Here is a 17,314-nt window from a genome sequence, read left to right as displayed (position 1 = left end):
CTTACCTCCGGTCCATTAAATGAAAATCTCCTGTTACTGCTCCCTGTGCGTCCAGCGTATACACCCCACTTAACACCTTCTGGTAGATATCCTCCGCTTTGCTATTGCTGCCCCAGACATTTTTTTCTCCTAGCAGCGTCCAGACCAGCTCCAGCCCGCTTTTCTCCAAAAACGCCATCAGTTCCATTTTACGCACTAGTACGCCACGGGGATTCGCGTTGGTCACAACCAGCTCCCTGGCCGCATTCGTAAAGTCCCCATCCTGTGGGGCATAAGCCAGCTCCATGCCTTCAAAGATCGTTTGGCAAGGCATCTGGTAACTAAAATGCGCTCCCGACTTGTCATCGGCCAATTCCCCAACCGCATCCACCGTTGCTACAATCACATGGTGCCGGGAACCATCCAGCCGTTGCCATACCCGCTGTTCCTCTTGATAATATTTCGAGGCTGGCGACCAGTAATTCTCCCGATTGAAAAGACCGGAATGCGAATGGCTTTCCGGCATCCATCGGCCGAAGAAATTCTGTCCATCCAGCCAGCCCAGAATTTTAGATTTGGTGTTCTTTTTAACCAGATAAGCCTGAAAACCATACCAGATATCCTTTTTCAACCGGTAATATTTTTCCGCACCGACCGGCTTGGGTTCTTTATAATAACAATTCAGGTGCAGGTACAGCCAGTCCTGCCCGAACTCATCCCGGCGAGCGATGATTTGCTTAGGATCAGGCAGATCCAGCTTATTGACCGCCCAGTCCGCATTTGGCTGGTCCCAGTACGTATAAGGTTCAGGCGTCCACCATTGCTGTTCAGGTTGCACAATACCTAGCGGATCTTCTTCCTCGTCATCTTCAGCCGGGTTCTTTGTTGTAAAAGCAGGATCCACATCCCGCAGGTATTTCTGCCAAGGGCCCTGGTAGAACGAATAGCACTCATCATCCCCATAACCTTCGCGGAGCTGGTAATTATCTGTCGTATATGCCAATATCTCGTATAAAGCGATCCATTGGTATTTCTTTCCGATGCGCTCGATCTTATTCTCCGAACGGCTGTTAAAGTCTCCCACCCGCGAATCATACGGCCCATGCAATTCAGCCGTATAACCCAGGCTAAAGGCTCGCTTTACGATCCAGCGTTTGACCGGCTGCGTATCAAAAGCATAACGCCTGTGATGCTTGCTCCGTACTTTATTATCCAAATGCGGGGTCAGCTGTTCGAGTACATGTTTTCGTTCGCCTTCGTCCAGTTTGATCTCCATCCATTGGTTGGCTGCCACTAGTTGTTCCTCATAAAACTCACGCAGCGTCTTATCATCGGCCAGCTTTGTAAAGATGCGCCCGTCTGCTTCCTTTTGCTTTACTAACTCCAGCCCTTCATACAACATGATATAGAGACGCACTAAGTCGCGTTTTTTAGGCTTCAACGCCTTCATAAACTGCTTTTTCGCTTCCTCGACGCGGAAACTGAAAGGACTAAAATCTCTAAAAGCATGACTGATGGTATAGCGGCTAAAATCCCATTCCATCACCGAATGATGAATCCGGTTATAGGCATGCCCGTATTTTTCCCTGTAGCCTTCTGCCTTGTAATCCATCTCGTAGACCGCGATATCTTCTTCGCTCGGCCAGATCTCCGGCATTGGGCTGTGATAAGGCGGGCGGATCCGATCGATGTCTCCGCGAATGGTTACACCCTTGTATAGTGCATACTCTACGATATTCCTGGCATAATCCCGCAATAGCAAATGTGGCGGCGGATCGCCGGTCGCAAAACAAACATCAAACACATGTTGCGCGATTCTTTGCAGCCCATTGGAAGCGCCCGTCCGCAAAGCGCAGCCGTAGGCTACGGCATACAAACGCTCGGAGATATACGCATCATCCACTTTTTCAAAAGCTTTGAGCACCGCAATCAACGCTCCGGGCTGCTCCTCTAATAAATTCACGATTGCCTTTGTCGCTTGGTCACGCAGTTTCCGGTGTGTTGACGAGAGCGCCCAGGCTAGGCACTGTCCGGTCAGCCGAGCCGTTTCTCCATCGATCCGGGCAGATATCCCCGGTTGCCAAGCCCATTCGATCAGGCCACGTATCGGGAAAGGATTCTTATATTCATCGTAACCCTGATAATAATAAAGAAACTGCTGCAAGAAACTATCCCTTTCGGCCATGTCTTTATGCATAAAAAAACGCTGCAAACGATCACCGTTATAAGGGTGCCCCACCACCGGCACTAGTTCTAACATCGCGTTGAGAAAGCGGTCGAAATCGACCGTGAACTGTTCGGAATTGAACCAATCCGCAAGCTTGGGATCTTGGATACTTTGCGAGGTGCGCCACTTTAGGCTGCCCAGCAGCCAATGGTTGATCCATTCCGACGCCTTCCAGCGGATATTCTCGTCCTCGGAAGTAAAGGCCCAATCATAGACTTCAAAGATTTCCAACCCGAACTTTTCCGGCAAGATTACCGCCAGCGCCTCCAGGATACCATGGTTCGCGTGGTAGTGATCAGCTATCAGATCTCCAAGGCGTTGCCCATCTTGGAAAGATGCGCGTAACTGTTCCGCCGTTTCAAAGTCCTTCAGCAACTCCCGGGCGATAAAGAAATCGCCGAAGCGCTCATAGGAAAAATAAACGATGTCTTCATCTGCCTTGGTATCATAATTGTGCCAGAGCGACTGGATGAATACATTCTCCTGAATCAGGTCATTCAACAGGTTTAAGTGCTTCGGGAAACGTTCATCGAACAGAGCCACCGCCGCTTCCAGCGACAGCGAACGAGAACTTTTAGCAAAGGATGCATCGGCTAGCTCTATGATCGCTTCTTCCGCCAACTTTGTCCGCAACGCATACTCTTCTCGTTTGGCACTCAGCTTCTCGTTGACCGCCTGGAGGTAGAACCCGAACAGGCGGCTGAAACCCTGGAAACCTTGCGGGAATTGTTTGTCTGGCGATGCTTTTACGCCCTCGCAAACCAACTGCAAAAACAGCGGGTTGGCATATTCTGGCGCCAGGATAGGGAAGTTAGGTTGCTGTAAACCGTAATAGGCGCAAAACAGACGCAGAGCCGCATACTCATTCCCCTTAAACCCTTCATAAGTAATTTTTGTGAACTTCGGATCGGACTGAACCGTTTTCGGCACCACCGCATTCCAGTATACCGAACGTACCGTCAGCACAACCCCGATATAAGGGTAATTTCCTATCTCTTCCAAAAAGCCCGCTTGCTCCGCCGACCATATTACTTTGCCGTCGCCCTCATTCAGCGCATCGATTAGGATCAGCACGCGCGAGCCGATCTGCCGGCCAATATCATTCAGCGTAAATAGTAATTCCTCCTTTGTGCAGGAAAGTGACAACTGGCTAAGGATATTTGGCCAGACTCCCTGTTCTTTTTTAAAGAGCTGGCCCAACAACAGCAAGGAAGGCTTTCCCTCTTTGGAACGCGCTGTCGCAATATCGCCCAGCAGGTGCGACTTACCGCAGCCTGCCTCTCCCTTGATGAGCAGGAAGGGCGCGTCCGTCAGCGCAAAATTCGCTGATTCGATTCCGTGGATCAGGTTATCGTTGTCCGAACCGATGGCATAGAGACGGTCGATTTCCCCCTCAAAAGGTGCACGGTAACTATAATCCCGCTCTTTGCGAGGCTCCTCCTTTTGTTTCTCCCGTTGTAGTTGATAAAGCTCACTTTTCTTATCCGTGATTATTTCATTCAACATTTTCAGCGATTGCAGCGGAACCTCAAAATCCATGACCCCACCTGGGTGCCAGTCCGCCCGGTCCAGCCATGTTTTGAGCTGCTTCCGTGTCTCGCGGTATGTCTCACTCACAAATTTTATAATTTCGTTCTTTTCATCGTAGGTCGAACGGTCGGTCGCACTTAGGTAAGTATCAAAACTCGTCAGTACGCTCTTGCGGAAGCGCTCGTCCTTCGCGATCACATTAAACAGTCTGGAGACCGGCATTTGCAGGTTCAGTTTTTCATTGAAACGTGGCCCTAGGTTCTTAATTGCCGTATCTACATGCTGCCTGAAAAAAGCCGAGTTCAGACCATGCTGCCCAAAAAACGTCAAACTGATTAACGGCAGGTAAGCTGCTGCCAGCACCTCGTTGACCGTTTCCAGGTATTGGGCATAGACCACTTTACCCATTTCTTCCTCGCGGAAGCGCGCAAACAAACCGAACAGGTAAAGATGGTTATGGGTATGCAGAAAAACTCCGCTGCCCGAAAACCCCGCTGTTGCCCAGGCCGAATAGCTTTCTTCCAACTGGAGCTGGAATTTGCGGACAGCCGTCATTTCCTGTTTCCAGGTTGGTTGGATCAAATCCAGCTCCCTGCCTTGTGTCGCATTTGGAAACCCCTTTATCACGAAGGTCGTTGCCGACTGCCTTTCGGCTACCGCTGCCACTGTCGGAAGCGGGCCCGTGACTGCCTCCACCACTGTCTTATTTAGCAACAGCACCGCAACATCCCGGTCCGTATGCGCACTCACCAACTCGTGATCCACTGCATGGTCGAACTCGACATAAGCATTAGCCGAAGGGTCATAAATATCGATCTTGACCGCATTTAGGGGCTGCGTAAAAGCGTCCTTATCCGCGAACAGGCAATGCGCCGCCGTGAGGATATAAACCCGGTCCTTTAACCGGGGATGATAATAGATCACGCCGCTGCCGATCGGCTGTAAAGTATTCGCATGGCGAAAGCGAACCGTGAGCAGTGAAAGGGTAGCGTCGTTATAAGGTAACATGATATGCGAAGGTCAGGTGAATAATCGGAAAAGGTTAAAATTAGCGAAAATCCCAGCAGATAATCTACCGGCCCCCTTGTTATTAACATTATCACAATTGGACGGATTATAAAACGCGTTGATATGGACCAATAAGAGATCGGTGTCATGGGTTTGGCTTTTCAGGACGGCCTGGTACAATTTCTCGAACTGCGGCCAGAGCGTATGGTATTTCTCGTCTAAAATTTCTTTAAATAACATCTTTTGTTGAATTGAATGACAAATTATAAGCCCTGCTGCGCAGCCTATCTGCGTAGTTGAAATTCAGTTTATCCATCATGCGAAAAGCGGGCGACCGGTCCGATCGCCGCTTCAAGATAGCAATTTACTTATGGATGGGGCGGAAACACTTTGTCGCTGTTCTCGGGCCGCAGTACTTTCGAATCTCCGGTGGCGATGGCCTGTGGCAAAAGGAGCCAGCGGGCCGGGAATGCGGTCGGCCACAACCCATTCTTTTAACACCGCGAGGCAGACGGCCAGCGTGTTTTTATTGCCTCCCCAGGGCGTGCTCCCATCTTTGAAAAGTGATTCGCTCTCACCGTCATGCCGGGCGATGGCATCGGCGTCTACCGGAAAGACCTTGCCATTCTTCCTAGCCCATAGCGGGCGGTAGTCGCGGTTGACCAGAAGTTCGGTACCATCGGGGTACCTATACCTGACATAGGGCAGCCAGAGACGCATGGGTTTAAAGGCCGCTAAGGCTGACTGGTCTTTCGTCAGGATGACCTCGTCTCGGGCGGCGGTCATCGGGCCACCGTCTCCGTAACAATGCACCACTCCCTTCCTCGTTTCGTGCCTGATAAGCATTACGGGCTTACGGTTACTTTTAATGACACCAGCGAGCCAGGTGTGATCTGGCCGCGCGAGCTGTAGCCTTTGGGTTTGCGTCCTTCGGGCCAGAGTTTGATCCATTTGACGGTAGCATCCAATTTTTGATAAAGTCCGCGTAAGGGACGGCAGTCATGGTAATGCTGGCCAAGGATGGTTTTGGCTTTTTGGCAAAGTGCAATGAGTTCGTTTTTACGCTTGTCAGAAGGTGAATAATCAGTCGGGGTACCCGTATCACCGTAATATATATTAAAAAACACCTCATTCGGTAATTCGGTATGGTGTGGATATTCACCGGCCACCCAGTCGTCCAGTCGAGATCGTACGTTGCCTATTGCATTTTTGACCCGTTTATAGTCGTCGGCCGCGTCGCGGACCTCTTTCAGTATCGTACCCAGTTCGATATGTGTAACCAATGGCATCTTTGCGTTCGGTCGCTCGACGGGTTTCCGGGAGCCGAAGGTATTTAAACTAATGACCAGCGGTGAGGGCGCATCGGGAGCCGGTTTGATCCGGATGCGTTTCCGTTTAACCGAGGTTTTACTTTGATTTTGGAAATGCTGGTAATTGGTGAACCCGGCTGCGATCGCTGCCTGTTCGAGTGCTTTACGGTAAGGTATCCCTAGTTCTCTTTTGATATTTTTGGCCTGCCTTTTTAAATAGGCTTCAGTATGGCCATTGGTTGTTTGATCCATCGTTATCCAAACTCCTGCCGGAAAAACGTCACTTGCCTACCGCCTTTCGAAACAGGAAATTGGTTTCGATAGTCGAATTGATTTGGAGGCGGCGCTGATACAGCTTGGCTAAGACAAGTAGCAAGCTCCCGCTTTGAGCTCTGATCAAATATATAGAAATTAAAGCAATTTTCCAAAGGTCGGTTTTAAAGATTATCGGTAGCTTAGGGACTTAAACAACCGACAAAATTGACAATACAAGCTTCTATTCCCGGCCCTGTATTGGAGGCTATCTGTGATATAATTGCGGATACAAACAATGGTTTGACCGGTAGTGAGATCGGCCATATTTTAGTTAATTCCGGGATAAACGATGTTGATCCGCTGAACAGCAAAAGGCGGCGCCTGTTCAATGCTTTTGCCGGCTGGCAAAATCAACACCAATGCTCTAACCATATCTTAAAATTTATTCAGTATGCGTTGCAACCTGCCCGTTATATCGGCAACAAGGAATTGCACCGCTCACGTTTGTTTGAAGTCAATAAAAGACTGTCTTTTCTGGGTATGGAATTATTAGAAACCGGCAAATACCGGATGGTTGAAAAGACGCAGACAATCTCTGAGGACGAACAGCGGGCAGGCCGGTTCAAAGAAAAACTGGAGCTTAGGAATTCGCATGCATTTATCTTTAAGTATTGTTTACCGGAGCTCCTGGTGGATAATTATTTTCATGCCGTATTCGAGGCGACCAAAAGTGTAGCGGATCGGCTTAGGGCGATGACAGGTCTGTATGCGGATGGCAACGCCTTGGCCGAAACCATATTTTCGACCGACAAGCCGTTGATTAGGATCAACCTCATGCAGAATGCGACGGACCGGAGTGAACATATCGGTCTTTGTAATTTGATCAAAGGGATGTTTGGTGTGATCAGGAACGCTACGGCACACGAACCCAAACTTACCTTTGTCATCGATGAAGAAGCCGCGTTGGATATGATGAATGTCGTATCATTTATCCATAAAAGATTAGATCAGGCTATTTGAGCGGGACGAAGTTGGTCGCTGAAATGGTGGCGATCGAAAGGAATACAGAATCTTATACCGGCGTAAATAAAATGGGTTATGTATACTAATTGTTAAATTTAGACTTTCAAATTTTAGTCAATGCATTATCCGCTTGAAGCGCTGAATGACGAAGAATTAGAGGAACTTTCCAAAGACCTACTGGATCTGGAATTGAGTTTTTTACAGAAAAATTAAATGCGGACGGTAAATTTGCCAAGAGATCAGTGGAAAGCTTTTACTTATAATTGACCGCCTGGATGAAACGGAAAAAGCGAAGATCTTAGCGAATATCTTTTAGTTATATGTTTACGGTATCATTGAACAGCAGATGTACCTCCGGCTGACGCTGGTCGTAGAGCGCGGCATTTTGAACGATCTGCAGATCCTGCATGTAAACAACGTGATAAGAAAAGATTAGAGGTCTGTTGTTTGCTTTAATAATCAGATTGACTAAAATAATTAAGCCGATCAAAATTTTCCGACCTTTTGATCTAATTAAAGTTAGTAAATGATAAGAATAAATGTTGTAACTATGTTGTACCTGAAAAAAAAAATAGGCTTTTGGATATACATCTAAAAGCCTGATAATCAATGTGTGGAGAATATCGGAGTCGAACCGATGACCTTTTGCATGCCATGCAAACGCTCTAGCCAGCTGAGCTAATCCCCCTTTTCTGCGGTTGGCAAAACTAATTAAAAATTGAAAACCTGCAAATATTTAGTGGGTGTTTATTGTAAACGGACTTAATTTAATTTGGCATTCTGATTGTTTTACATAGCATGTACTTAAATATTACCGCTATGATCATCCACCTTCAAACACCCATTACAGAAGACGCTCCAGTAAAAACTGCTTCTAAAGCTGAGAAATCAACTTCTATATCATATAAAGACAAAGTAATTCAGGACAGGCTGGTCATGCTATTTTTATTCGTTGCAACTTTTGTGGCTGCAATATTATACAGCGAATTTTTTGGTGTATAGTTTTCTATATAAGTTGAAATCAATTTGTTATTAGGTTTTTGGTTTGTTATAAAAATGAAAAGCTTCCTGATGGGCAGGAAGCTAGTCAAACTAACCAATTATAAACCTAATTAAATGAAGTGCAATTATTTAAAAAAACATTTGTGAGATTTTGCTTTTTCCTAAAGGATTGATAAAATCTTCAGAACAAATATCTGATATTTTTATGAAAAACAAAAAAATAAATAAAAATATTTGAAAATATTTTTAAAATTCGAGTGTTTTTTATCTTAACGGATAAAAATTAGCAGAATAATCAGTTTTCATATTTGACAATTATTTTAAATTGCTATTTGCTGTCATTGTTTTAACGATAAAACTTGCTGTTTTGTCTGAAGCTCCAATTTTTCCAACTTTTTCGCTTAATATTTGAAAGTTTTTAAGCATTTCACTTCGATATGACGAGTTTTTTAGAATTATAGTCAGTTCGTTTGTGATTTTTTCCTCATTTACGTCGTTTTGGATCAATTCCTTAACTACCTCTTTGTTCATAATGAGATTGACTAATGAAATAAAATTTATTTTTATTAGCATTCTTGCAATTGCAATTGACAATGGATTGCCTTTGTAAACCACCACTTCCGGTATGTGCAATAACGCAGTTTCGAGCGTAGCGGTTCCCGACGCTACGACAGCTGCTGATGAATACTTTAATAAATCGTAGGTCGAATTAAATACTATTGGAACAGGTGCCTCTGCTAGAAATTCACGGTAGTATTCTTTATTGAAATTCGGAGCTCCAGCGACCACAAATTGAAAATCAGGAAAGTGTTTGATAGTTTTTATCATCTCCGGCAACAACTTTTGGATTTCCTGTTTCCGGCTACCCGGCAATAAAGCAACAATAGGTTTTTCGGAGAGATTATTTTCAATAGCAAAATTTGGATTAAGGGTGTGGCTTTCTATGGCGTCCATTAAAGGATTGCCCACATAAAAAACTTCCATACCCCAGCTCTTGTAAAAATCAACTTCAAACGGAAGGATGCACAGCATGTAATCGACAACACGTTTAATTTTCAAAACACGCTTTTGATTCCATGCCCAAACTTTGGGTGAGATATAATAAAAAACTTTGATACCGTTAGCTTTGGCGAATTCGGCAATTTTTAAATTGAATCCCGGAAAATCGATTAAAATCAAGGCATCTGGCCTGTAAGCAAGGATGTCGTGTTTAGCTTCGTTGAGATTCCGAAATATTTTCCGAAGGTTCATGACAACCTCGACAAATCCCATAAACGCCATTGTCGAAATGTGCTTTACGAGAGTTCCACCCTCAGCTTGCATTAAATCGCCGCCAAAATATCTGAAGTCCGTTTGAGGCGCTATCTTTTTGATGGATTTCATCAGGTTGGAGCCATGCAGATCTCCAGAGGCCTCGCCGGCTATTAAATAAAATCGCATACGTTTTAAGATTGGTGCATTTTATACCAGAAAAAAATCATCGCACAAATAAAAGTCGAGCCTACAATTCCACGTGCAGTATTTTCGCAGTTTTTTTTAAAGTAATAACGCACTAAAAACAAATTAATCGCTACGCAACCGATGTACAGTAAATCTGCTTTTCCTAAAATAACAATGTTTTTCTTTAAGTAGCCTACAAAGAAAGCGGCAGTAGCAGGTAATAAAAGGCCAAGAAATGTTCCCAGCCAGACGTTATTTTTCTTCATTAAATTTCCAGGTGTTTAAAAGAGGGATGGCGTGATGCGCTGTCATGTCAAATTGAATAGGTACTACCGATGCGTAATAATTGTCGAGAGCCCAAACATCGGTGTCTTCGCCTTTGTCGGCGTTTTGAAAAACTCCTGTTAGCCAGTAATATTTTCTTTTATGCGGATCAAGCCGCTCATCAAATTCCTCGGCGTATTTTGCATTTGCCTGGCGGCAGATCTTAATTCCCTTGATAGTATCTGTTTTCGGAAAGTTTACATTTAATAAAGTTCCGGCAGGTAATCCATGCTCTAACACTCTTTGCGCAATCACCTTAACAAAAGGCAGGCATTTGCTGAAATCTGCAGCGTATGTGAAGTCGTCGTAAGAAAAGCCGATTGACGGGATGCTTTCAATGGCGCCTTCCACGGCTGCTGACATGGTGCCGGAATAGATCACGTTTATTGAATGATTTAAACCGTGATTTATCCCCGAAACGCAAAGGTCGGGCTTCTTTCCTTTGAAAATTTTGTTTACTGCGAGTTTAACACAATCCACCGGCGTGCCTGAGGTCTTGTACATTTCAACGCCTTCGTAAAGGCCAACTTTATCTAAACGTAACGGCTTCGCAATGGTAATTGCATGTCCCATTCCAGACTGCGGAGTATCCGGTGCCACAACGACAACATTGCCTAGCTCTTTCATCACACTTATCAGCGCATGAATTCCCGGGGCATCGATGTCGTCATCATTTACGACCAGAATGGTTGGCTTATGATTTTTCATGCACAAAATTACAATTTTTGATTTACCCGCCTTTTGAGATCGGTCAATAAATAAAGCTGTAAAAAAATGATACTTTTAGAGTTTAATGTCAGTAATATGAAGAAACTACGACTCATCGTCGCGTTTTTGCTGGTAGCTTCCACCAGTAATATAATAGCGCAGACCAAATTTGAATGGAAGCAGGCGACATCTGCTGGTTACACTTACAAATATGTAACCGGCGATCCCACAAATTCGCGTTTTTATACGCTAAAAAATGGATTAACGGTTATTCTTAGCCCGACACCAAAGCAGCCGCGCATTCAATCGTTTATTGCGGTAAAAGCTGGCAGTAAAACAGATCCCGCTGACCATACTGGCCTGGCTCACTACCTTGAGCATATGATGTTTAAAGGAACTGAAAAATATGGAACCCTTGACTGGACGAAAGAAAAGCCGCTTCTTGATAAGATCGATAACCTGTACGAAGAGTACAATTCGACAACAGACGAAGCTAAACGCAAAGCGATATATAAAGAGATAGATAGCGTTTCGGGCCAAGCAGCAAAGTTTGCGATAGCAAATGAATATGATAAGATGATGGCGGCGATGGGCGGACAGGGAACTAATGCTTTTACCTCATTTGAGCAAACGGTTTATACAGACGATGTTCCGAGCTCTGCTGTTGATAAATATCTGGCGCTTCAGTCAGAACGTTTCCGTGACCCGGTGCTTCGAATTTTCCATACTGAACTTGAAGCAGTTTATGAAGAGAAAAATCGTGGTCTGGATAACGACGGCAGAAAAGTTTTTGAAGCGATGTTTGGCGCTCTTTTTCAGAACAACAATTATGGCAAGCAAACCACTATTGGTACTGTTGAGCACCTGAAAAATCCTTCGCTTAAAGAGATCAGGAAATACTATTACACTTATTACGTACCGAATAATATGGGCGTAATTATGTCCGGCGATTTTAATCCTGATGTAATGATCAAGAAAGTTGATCAAAGCTTCAGCTACATGAAAAACAAGCCTATTCCTCCTTATACTTTTTCGCCGGAAAAACCAATTACTTCTCCTGTCGTCCGCGAAGTTTTTGGTCCGAATCCGGAAAATGTTATGATTGGTTACCGTTTCCCTGGAGCAAATACAAAGGATGCCCAGATGTTAAACCTGGTTGGCGAAATTTTGACGAACGGAAAAGCCGGTTTATTTGACCTCGACCTTGTTAAAAAACAGAAATTGTTGAGTGCTTCGGCAAGTCCTTATACCTTAAAAGACTATAGCGTTCTTCTGCTACAAGGCAATCCTGTAAAAGGCCAGTCGCTTGATGATGTAAAAGGATTAATGCTTACGGAGATCGAAAAGTTGAAAAAAGGCGAATTCTCTGACGATCTCATCTCGTCAATTGTTAACAATCTGAAACGCAGCACAATTGAAGATAACGAAAGCTATTACAACAGGGCCAGTAATTTGATGGATGCTTTTACATCTGGTGTTGACTGGAGAACCGTTGTTGCAAACGTAAATGACTTGTCCAAAATCAGTAAGCCGCAAATCGTCGCTTTCGCCAATAAATATCTCGGGGCTAATGATTACGCGATTGTTTACAAAAGGCAGGGTGAGGACAAAAATATCGTAAAAGTTGAGAAGCCGCCAATTACTCCGGTTGAAGTGAATCGCGAGGCACAATCGCCGTTTTTACAAAAAGTTAACGCGATTCCTGCCAACAAGGTTAATCCGGTTTGGCTGGATTATGACAAAGATATTCAGCGCGCTAAATCCGGCCCACTCAATGTTCTTGCCGTTCAAAATAAGGATAATTCAATCTATAGATTGTCATATCGATACGATATGGGAAGCTGGAACAACAAACTTTTGCCTGTTGCAGCTCAATATCTTCAATATCTTGGAACGGATAAGATGACCGCGGAAGATATCAGCAAGGCGTTTTACAAAATCGCTTCCACATTCAATATTCAGGCAACCGGTGAAATAACAACAGTAAATATCAGCGGATTGCAGGAAAATTTTGCTAAAGCCGTCAGCCTTTATGAATCTTTAATTACTTCTTGCAAGCCTGACGAACAGGCACTTGAAGGATTGAAAACACGACTCAGGAAAAGCCGTGAAAACGCGAAGCTTAATAAAAGCTCAATTCTGCAGGGATTGGTAAGTTACGCACAATACGGTCCCCAAAATCCATTTAACAATAGTCTGAGTGATGAAGAACTTAATGCTTTAAAAGCAGATGACCTGGTTGCAATCTTGCATGATCTTGCCAGTTATTCACATCAGGTGTTATATTATGGTCCATTAGGAGCAACACAACTTGGATCGACACTTCAACCACTTCACCGTACACCAGCGTCTTTCAAGAATGTTCCTGAAGCCAAAAAGTTCGTAAAAATCTCGCAGGATAAAAGCAAGGTGTTATTTGCAAACTATGATATGGTTCAGGCAGAAATTGATTGGATAAGAAATACTGATGATTTTGCACCTTCGGAACTTCCGTCTGTAGAATTATTCAATAACTATTTCGGAAGCGGAATGAGTGCGATCGTTTTCCAGACGATTCGCGAGTCAAAAGCCTTGGCTTATTCTACCTATGCTTTTTATAGTACACCGGTTAAAAAGAACGACCGAAATACCATGATTGCCTATGTTGGAACACAAGCAGACAAAATGAACGAAGCGATCAATAGCATGAATGAATTGCTTAATAATTTGCCGGAATCAGAAAAAGTACTTGCGGTGGCTAAAGATAATATTCAAAAATCGTTAGAAACTGAGCGAATTACGCAGGACGGAATTTTAACGAGTTATCTTAATGCCAAACGCAGGGGCATTGATTATGATTACAGGAAGGATATTTTCAATTCTGTAAATACGATGACTTTTGCGGACATGAAAAAGTTCCATGAACAGGAACTTAAAAATAAGCCCTACACATATTGTATTGTCGCATCAGAAAAGCGTGTTAAAGACGATGATCTGAAGAAATATGGTGAGCTTACCAAATTAGATCTAAAAGACATCTTCGGATATTAAACAAAAAAGTCCGGTCAATTGACCGGACTTTTTTGTTACTTTAAATTTATAAGCTTTTTAGCCATTCAATTACGCCTTCCCGGGTCTTTCCTGTCTTCTGCTGAAGGCGGCCATATAATTCATCATCCTGGCCATCTTCATATTTCAAATCGTCATCTGTAAGATCGCCATAAGCTTGCTTAACTTTGCCTTTCAGCTCGTTCCATTTGCCTTTTAACTCTAATTTATCCATGGTAGTGTTTATTTGATTTATACTTAAATAAACGCTCGGTATGCTAGAAAGTTTGTAAAAAGAAAAGGCTCCCAAAGAGAACCTTTTACACCTAACCAATCTTAAACTAAAACACTAATTTTGAGCAATTAATCTGTCTTTGGAATATTGCTTGTCGTTATATTTTTTTATCCACTCTCTCATTTGGCCAAATTCTAAATTCGCGAATTTTTTAACGTCGTAAAACAGTTCATAGTCGTCTTTGAAAAGATCGTAAAACACTTCATTGCGTTCGTCCTTGCTTTTTTTAACTGAATATAGATTTGCTTTAACTTCTTCTAATGTTGAATTATTTTTTGACGTGTACCATTGCACAATGTTTGAAGTTGTGTTAAATGCATTGCTGAAAGAGGAAACTTCATAAAGATTAATAGCGCCTTCTTCGAGTAAGGCTAAAAATTTTGGTTTCGATGAACCAGGTAGCGTCATGGCGTAGCAATGTGTTTTATCTTCACTCTTATAATATTCTTTTATTTGGTCGATAGAAATTTTTTCGTAGTCGGCTTTATTTTCTTCCTTGAATTTGATCCAGGTATTATCTGTTGCTTTAATAGAACCCCATACAGTATCTTGTTTTACATTAACGTAGAAATCGGATTCTTTACACATAGCTGTTGAGAACGTTAAAAGAAATAATATTACCAGCGTAATTTTACTTGTTAAAAGAGTTTTCATGTGTGTTACAATTAAAGTTTAACAATCGAGTGTGAACTACTTGTGATAAAATCTGTGTAGTTTTTAATTGTATACGCCACTTGAAATGATATTTGTTACGCTAAAACATGAAAAAAAAATAAAAATTTTCAATGTGTAACAAATTGCAAATAACTGCCGTTTAAGTGTGGGAATCCTGATACGACGCGGTTCACCGGGAAATTAGAAGAAAAGCAGTTGTTACAACGATTGCTTTTTTATTTTATGGGTTTTGAAAACCATAAATTCGCCACCTGTCCATGCCTGGTTGAAATTTCTCATAACATCACAATTCATGGGCAATCATTCTGTGTTCATGATAAAGGACGTACGCATAGGTAAATTTGGTACTCTTACTAACCCTATGCATTATGAATCTAAAAATTACATCGCTCACCTGGGTTGTTGTTTCATCGTTTTTATTTGTTACCTGTAAGGAAGAAAACTTCCCGGAACCTGATGCTCAACTTAGTACCACAGATCAGGTAAAGGCAATGGTAAACATTCCACCCTATACGCTTTACACGGTTGCCGGCGGATCGTCGCTTGCTCCGATGTTTCGGGACGGGGAGGGAAGGGATGCGCATTTTTCTGGTCCTGCCGGTATCCAACTTAAAAATAAAGACACGTTATACATTGCGGATGCAGGAAATAGTGCGATTCGAAAAGTTGTACTTAAGCCCGGGCCTAATTCAACAATCCAATATGTAGGCACGGTTACAACTTTAAACACTCCGACTGGTTCCAACGGATTGAAAATGCTGCGACCATTACGCGTCGGAGTAAGCGATGATGGTACTATCAACGTTCTTTTTAATACCCTGAACAATATCGTATTCGGAAGAATTTATAAACCTGGTCGCAGTATTTATACGGTTCAAACATCTAATTTAAACGTGTCTGGAATGTCTCAGGATCCGTATCAGGAATTTTTCTGGTTCACCGGCGCTGGCGGTATCGGCAAGTTCTGGTCGGACCATATACAATTGCCGAATTTTACTATTCCAAGAGATACACTTGCGATACGAAGCCCGGGTGGCGGACTTTTTACTTTGGAATATCCAAACGCGATTTACGCAGGCCCAAATGGTGTTAAGTATTTGGTTACAGCTTACCAGCTTTACAAATTCACCCAGGAACGTGTTTTTACCAAAATAGCGCCGGTGTTTACTATACCACCTTACAATTATGGGGAGGTATTCCCTAATGCGACTGATATTGCGGCTACCGCAGATGGAAGAACCATTTTTCTAGCAAGTGACGGAGCTATCAAAAAAGTTGAAAATGGTATAGTCTCTAATATTTATTACCCACGCGGAAGAACAAGTACAACCGGTATTGAAACTGATATTAATGCCTGGGGATTAGCCATTGATGATAAACGACATATACTTTACTTCACTGACCGGAATAACAATGGCGTTAGAATGATGACGCTTCCCGGCTATAAAGGACATTAACGCAACTTAAGCAAAGAACTATGAAATCTGATATTTTATTCAAGGTAGCGGCAGGAGTCGTGTTGCTTGGAATTGGTTGCAAAAGCGAAAACATGGATGATTTGGGAAAGCCCAAGACGCTTGGTACTTCTTCACAATACACAGTAACTACCATTGCCGGTGGAAACAACACAGAAGAACAGAAAGATGGAATTGGTAAAAATGCATATTTTATCGGCCCAAATGGGATAGCAGTTTCCGCCGTGAGCAATAATATCTATATAACGGATCCTATTGCATCGAGCCTTCGAAAAATTGAATCAGACAGCATTGTTACAACAATCCACTACCCGGAAAATTCCCTTCCTGCATTGTTCGCACCTGGAGAAATCGCTGTTACAAATGATGGCACCATTACTTTTTCCCAGAATGGTGATTTCAGATCTTCTCCCTCAATTATAAGTTTTAAACCAGGTAGCAGCGATCATCCGATAAGTCGCGAGCTGGTTGATCAGGGAGGCTTAAGCGCAGATCCGCAGCTTAACTTAGTGTGGGCAATAGACAGAGCCCGCATCCAGGATAATTTTTTCGTATATCAGATTGAACCGTTAAAGCGACTTCCATTGTCACTAATATTAAAGATAGATGATGTAAGTCTTACTATAAGGTTTGAATTGATAGCTGCCTGTAAGGACGGCGTTAAGTATTTGATGGGACGCACATATGGCCCGGTTAACCCTGTTGACGAACCCCAGTTATACATTTTGGATAAAAACAAAGTAATTAAACCTGCTACGATCAGCTACCATTTTACGGATGTTACCGGAATTACTGCTAAAAGAGATGGTAGTGCCATCTATGTCGCAGATAACGAGTTCATTAAAAAAATCGATCTCAAGAAAAATACTGTGGAAGTAATCGCCGGTCCTAACGAAACTTATTCGGATGACCGCGACGGAGTTGGAAGGGACGCGGATGTTCACGCATTTAAACTGGCAATTTCCAAAGATGAAAGTGCCATTTATTTCACAGAGTTTTATCGTAGCACCAAGATCCGAAAAATCACTTTGTAAAA

The 17,314-nt window shown here is 43.2% G+C and carries 12 protein-coding genes and 1 tRNA gene; 5 read left to right on the top strand and 8 right to left on the bottom strand.

All coding sequences use genetic code 11. The features are described 5' to 3' along the window. Position 1 precedes the first annotated feature (1 nt). The gene (avs2, locus tag GS399_RS16985; RefSeq protein ID WP_160845850.1) at positions 2–4,744 is read right to left on the bottom strand and encodes an AVAST type 2 anti-phage system protein Avs2; all 4,743 of its coding nucleotides are present in this window, start codon (positions 4,742–4,744) and stop codon (positions 2–4) included. 845 nt (positions 4,745–5,589) lie between these two features. Continuing rightward, positions 5,590–6,306 (bottom strand): DUF5623 domain-containing protein, encoded by a 717-nt coding sequence (locus GS399_RS16980; protein ID WP_160845849.1) that lies wholly within the window; start codon positions 6,304–6,306, stop codon positions 5,590–5,592. 228 nt (positions 6,307–6,534) lie between these two features. Between GS399_RS16980 and GS399_RS16975 the strand changes: the two genes are divergently transcribed. Next, complete coding sequence (locus tag GS399_RS16975) at positions 6,535–7,329, top strand: TIGR02391 family protein (protein ID WP_160845848.1); 795 nt, start codon at positions 6,535–6,537, stop codon at positions 7,327–7,329. A 617-nt stretch (positions 7,330–7,946) separates the two neighbouring features. Here GS399_RS16975 and GS399_RS16970 read toward each other — a convergent pair. Then, positions 7,947–8,020, bottom strand: a tRNA-Ala gene (locus tag GS399_RS16970). 131 nt (positions 8,021–8,151) lie between these two features. Here GS399_RS16970 and GS399_RS16965 point away from each other — a divergent pair. Beyond that, positions 8,152–8,334 carry a hypothetical protein gene (locus GS399_RS16965; protein ID WP_160845847.1) on the top strand — a complete coding sequence of 61 codons (183 nt, stop codon included), beginning with the start codon at positions 8,152–8,154 and terminating at the stop codon, positions 8,332–8,334. 315 nt (positions 8,335–8,649) lie between these two features. On the opposite strand, the gene lpxB is transcribed toward GS399_RS16965, so the two are convergent. The 3 genes from lpxB to surE are packed head-to-tail and all read right to left on the bottom strand — an operon-like array spanning position 8,650 to position 10,806. Continuing rightward, on the bottom strand, positions 8,650–9,774 hold the full coding sequence (gene lpxB, locus GS399_RS16960) for a lipid-A-disaccharide synthase (RefSeq protein WP_160845846.1): 1,125 nt from the start codon (positions 9,772–9,774) through the stop codon (positions 8,650–8,652). Between the two features lie 5 nt (positions 9,775–9,779). Further along, entirely contained in the window at positions 9,780–10,040 is a 261-nt protein-coding gene (locus GS399_RS16955; RefSeq protein WP_160845845.1) for a stationary phase survival protein SurE, read from the bottom strand. Beyond that, complete coding sequence (gene surE, locus GS399_RS16950; protein WP_160845844.1) at positions 10,027–10,806, bottom strand: 5'/3'-nucleotidase SurE; 780 nt, start codon at positions 10,804–10,806, stop codon at positions 10,027–10,029. Before surE ends, GS399_RS16955 begins: the two co-directional genes overlap by 14 nt. Before the next feature lie 96 nt (positions 10,807–10,902). On the opposite strand from surE, the gene GS399_RS16945 reads away from it, so the two are divergent. Next, complete coding sequence (locus GS399_RS16945) at positions 10,903–13,836, top strand: M16 family metallopeptidase (protein ID WP_160845843.1); 2,934 nt, start codon at positions 10,903–10,905, stop codon at positions 13,834–13,836. A gap of 46 nt (positions 13,837–13,882) precedes the next feature. Here the strand turns inward: GS399_RS16945 and GS399_RS16940 are convergent, their stop codons facing one another. Further along, complete coding sequence (locus GS399_RS16940) at positions 13,883–14,068, bottom strand: CsbD family protein (RefSeq protein WP_160845842.1); 186 nt, start codon at positions 14,066–14,068, stop codon at positions 13,883–13,885. Positions 14,069–14,182: 114 nt separating this feature from the next. Continuing rightward, complete coding sequence (locus tag GS399_RS16935) at positions 14,183–14,782, bottom strand: hypothetical protein (protein WP_160845841.1); 600 nt, start codon at positions 14,780–14,782, stop codon at positions 14,183–14,185. A gap of 389 nt (positions 14,783–15,171) precedes the next feature. On the opposite strand from GS399_RS16935, the gene GS399_RS16930 reads away from it, so the two are divergent. After that, positions 15,172–16,260, top strand: a complete 1,089-nt coding sequence (locus tag GS399_RS16930; protein WP_160845840.1) for a hypothetical protein — start codon at positions 15,172–15,174, stop codon at positions 16,258–16,260. A gap of 20 nt (positions 16,261–16,280) precedes the next feature. Continuing rightward, positions 16,281–17,312: an NHL repeat-containing protein gene (locus tag GS399_RS16925; RefSeq protein WP_160845839.1), complete on the top strand. Its 1,032-nt coding sequence runs from the start codon at positions 16,281–16,283 to the stop codon at positions 17,310–17,312. Positions 17,313–17,314: the final 2 nt, after the last annotated feature.

The organism is Hufsiella arboris (assembly GCF_009834875.1).
Lineage (GTDB): Bacteria > Bacteroidota > Bacteroidia > Sphingobacteriales > Sphingobacteriaceae > Hufsiella_A > Hufsiella_A arboris.
Note: the sequence above shows the minus strand (reverse complement) of the source record. Positions and strands in the feature narration are given on the sequence as shown.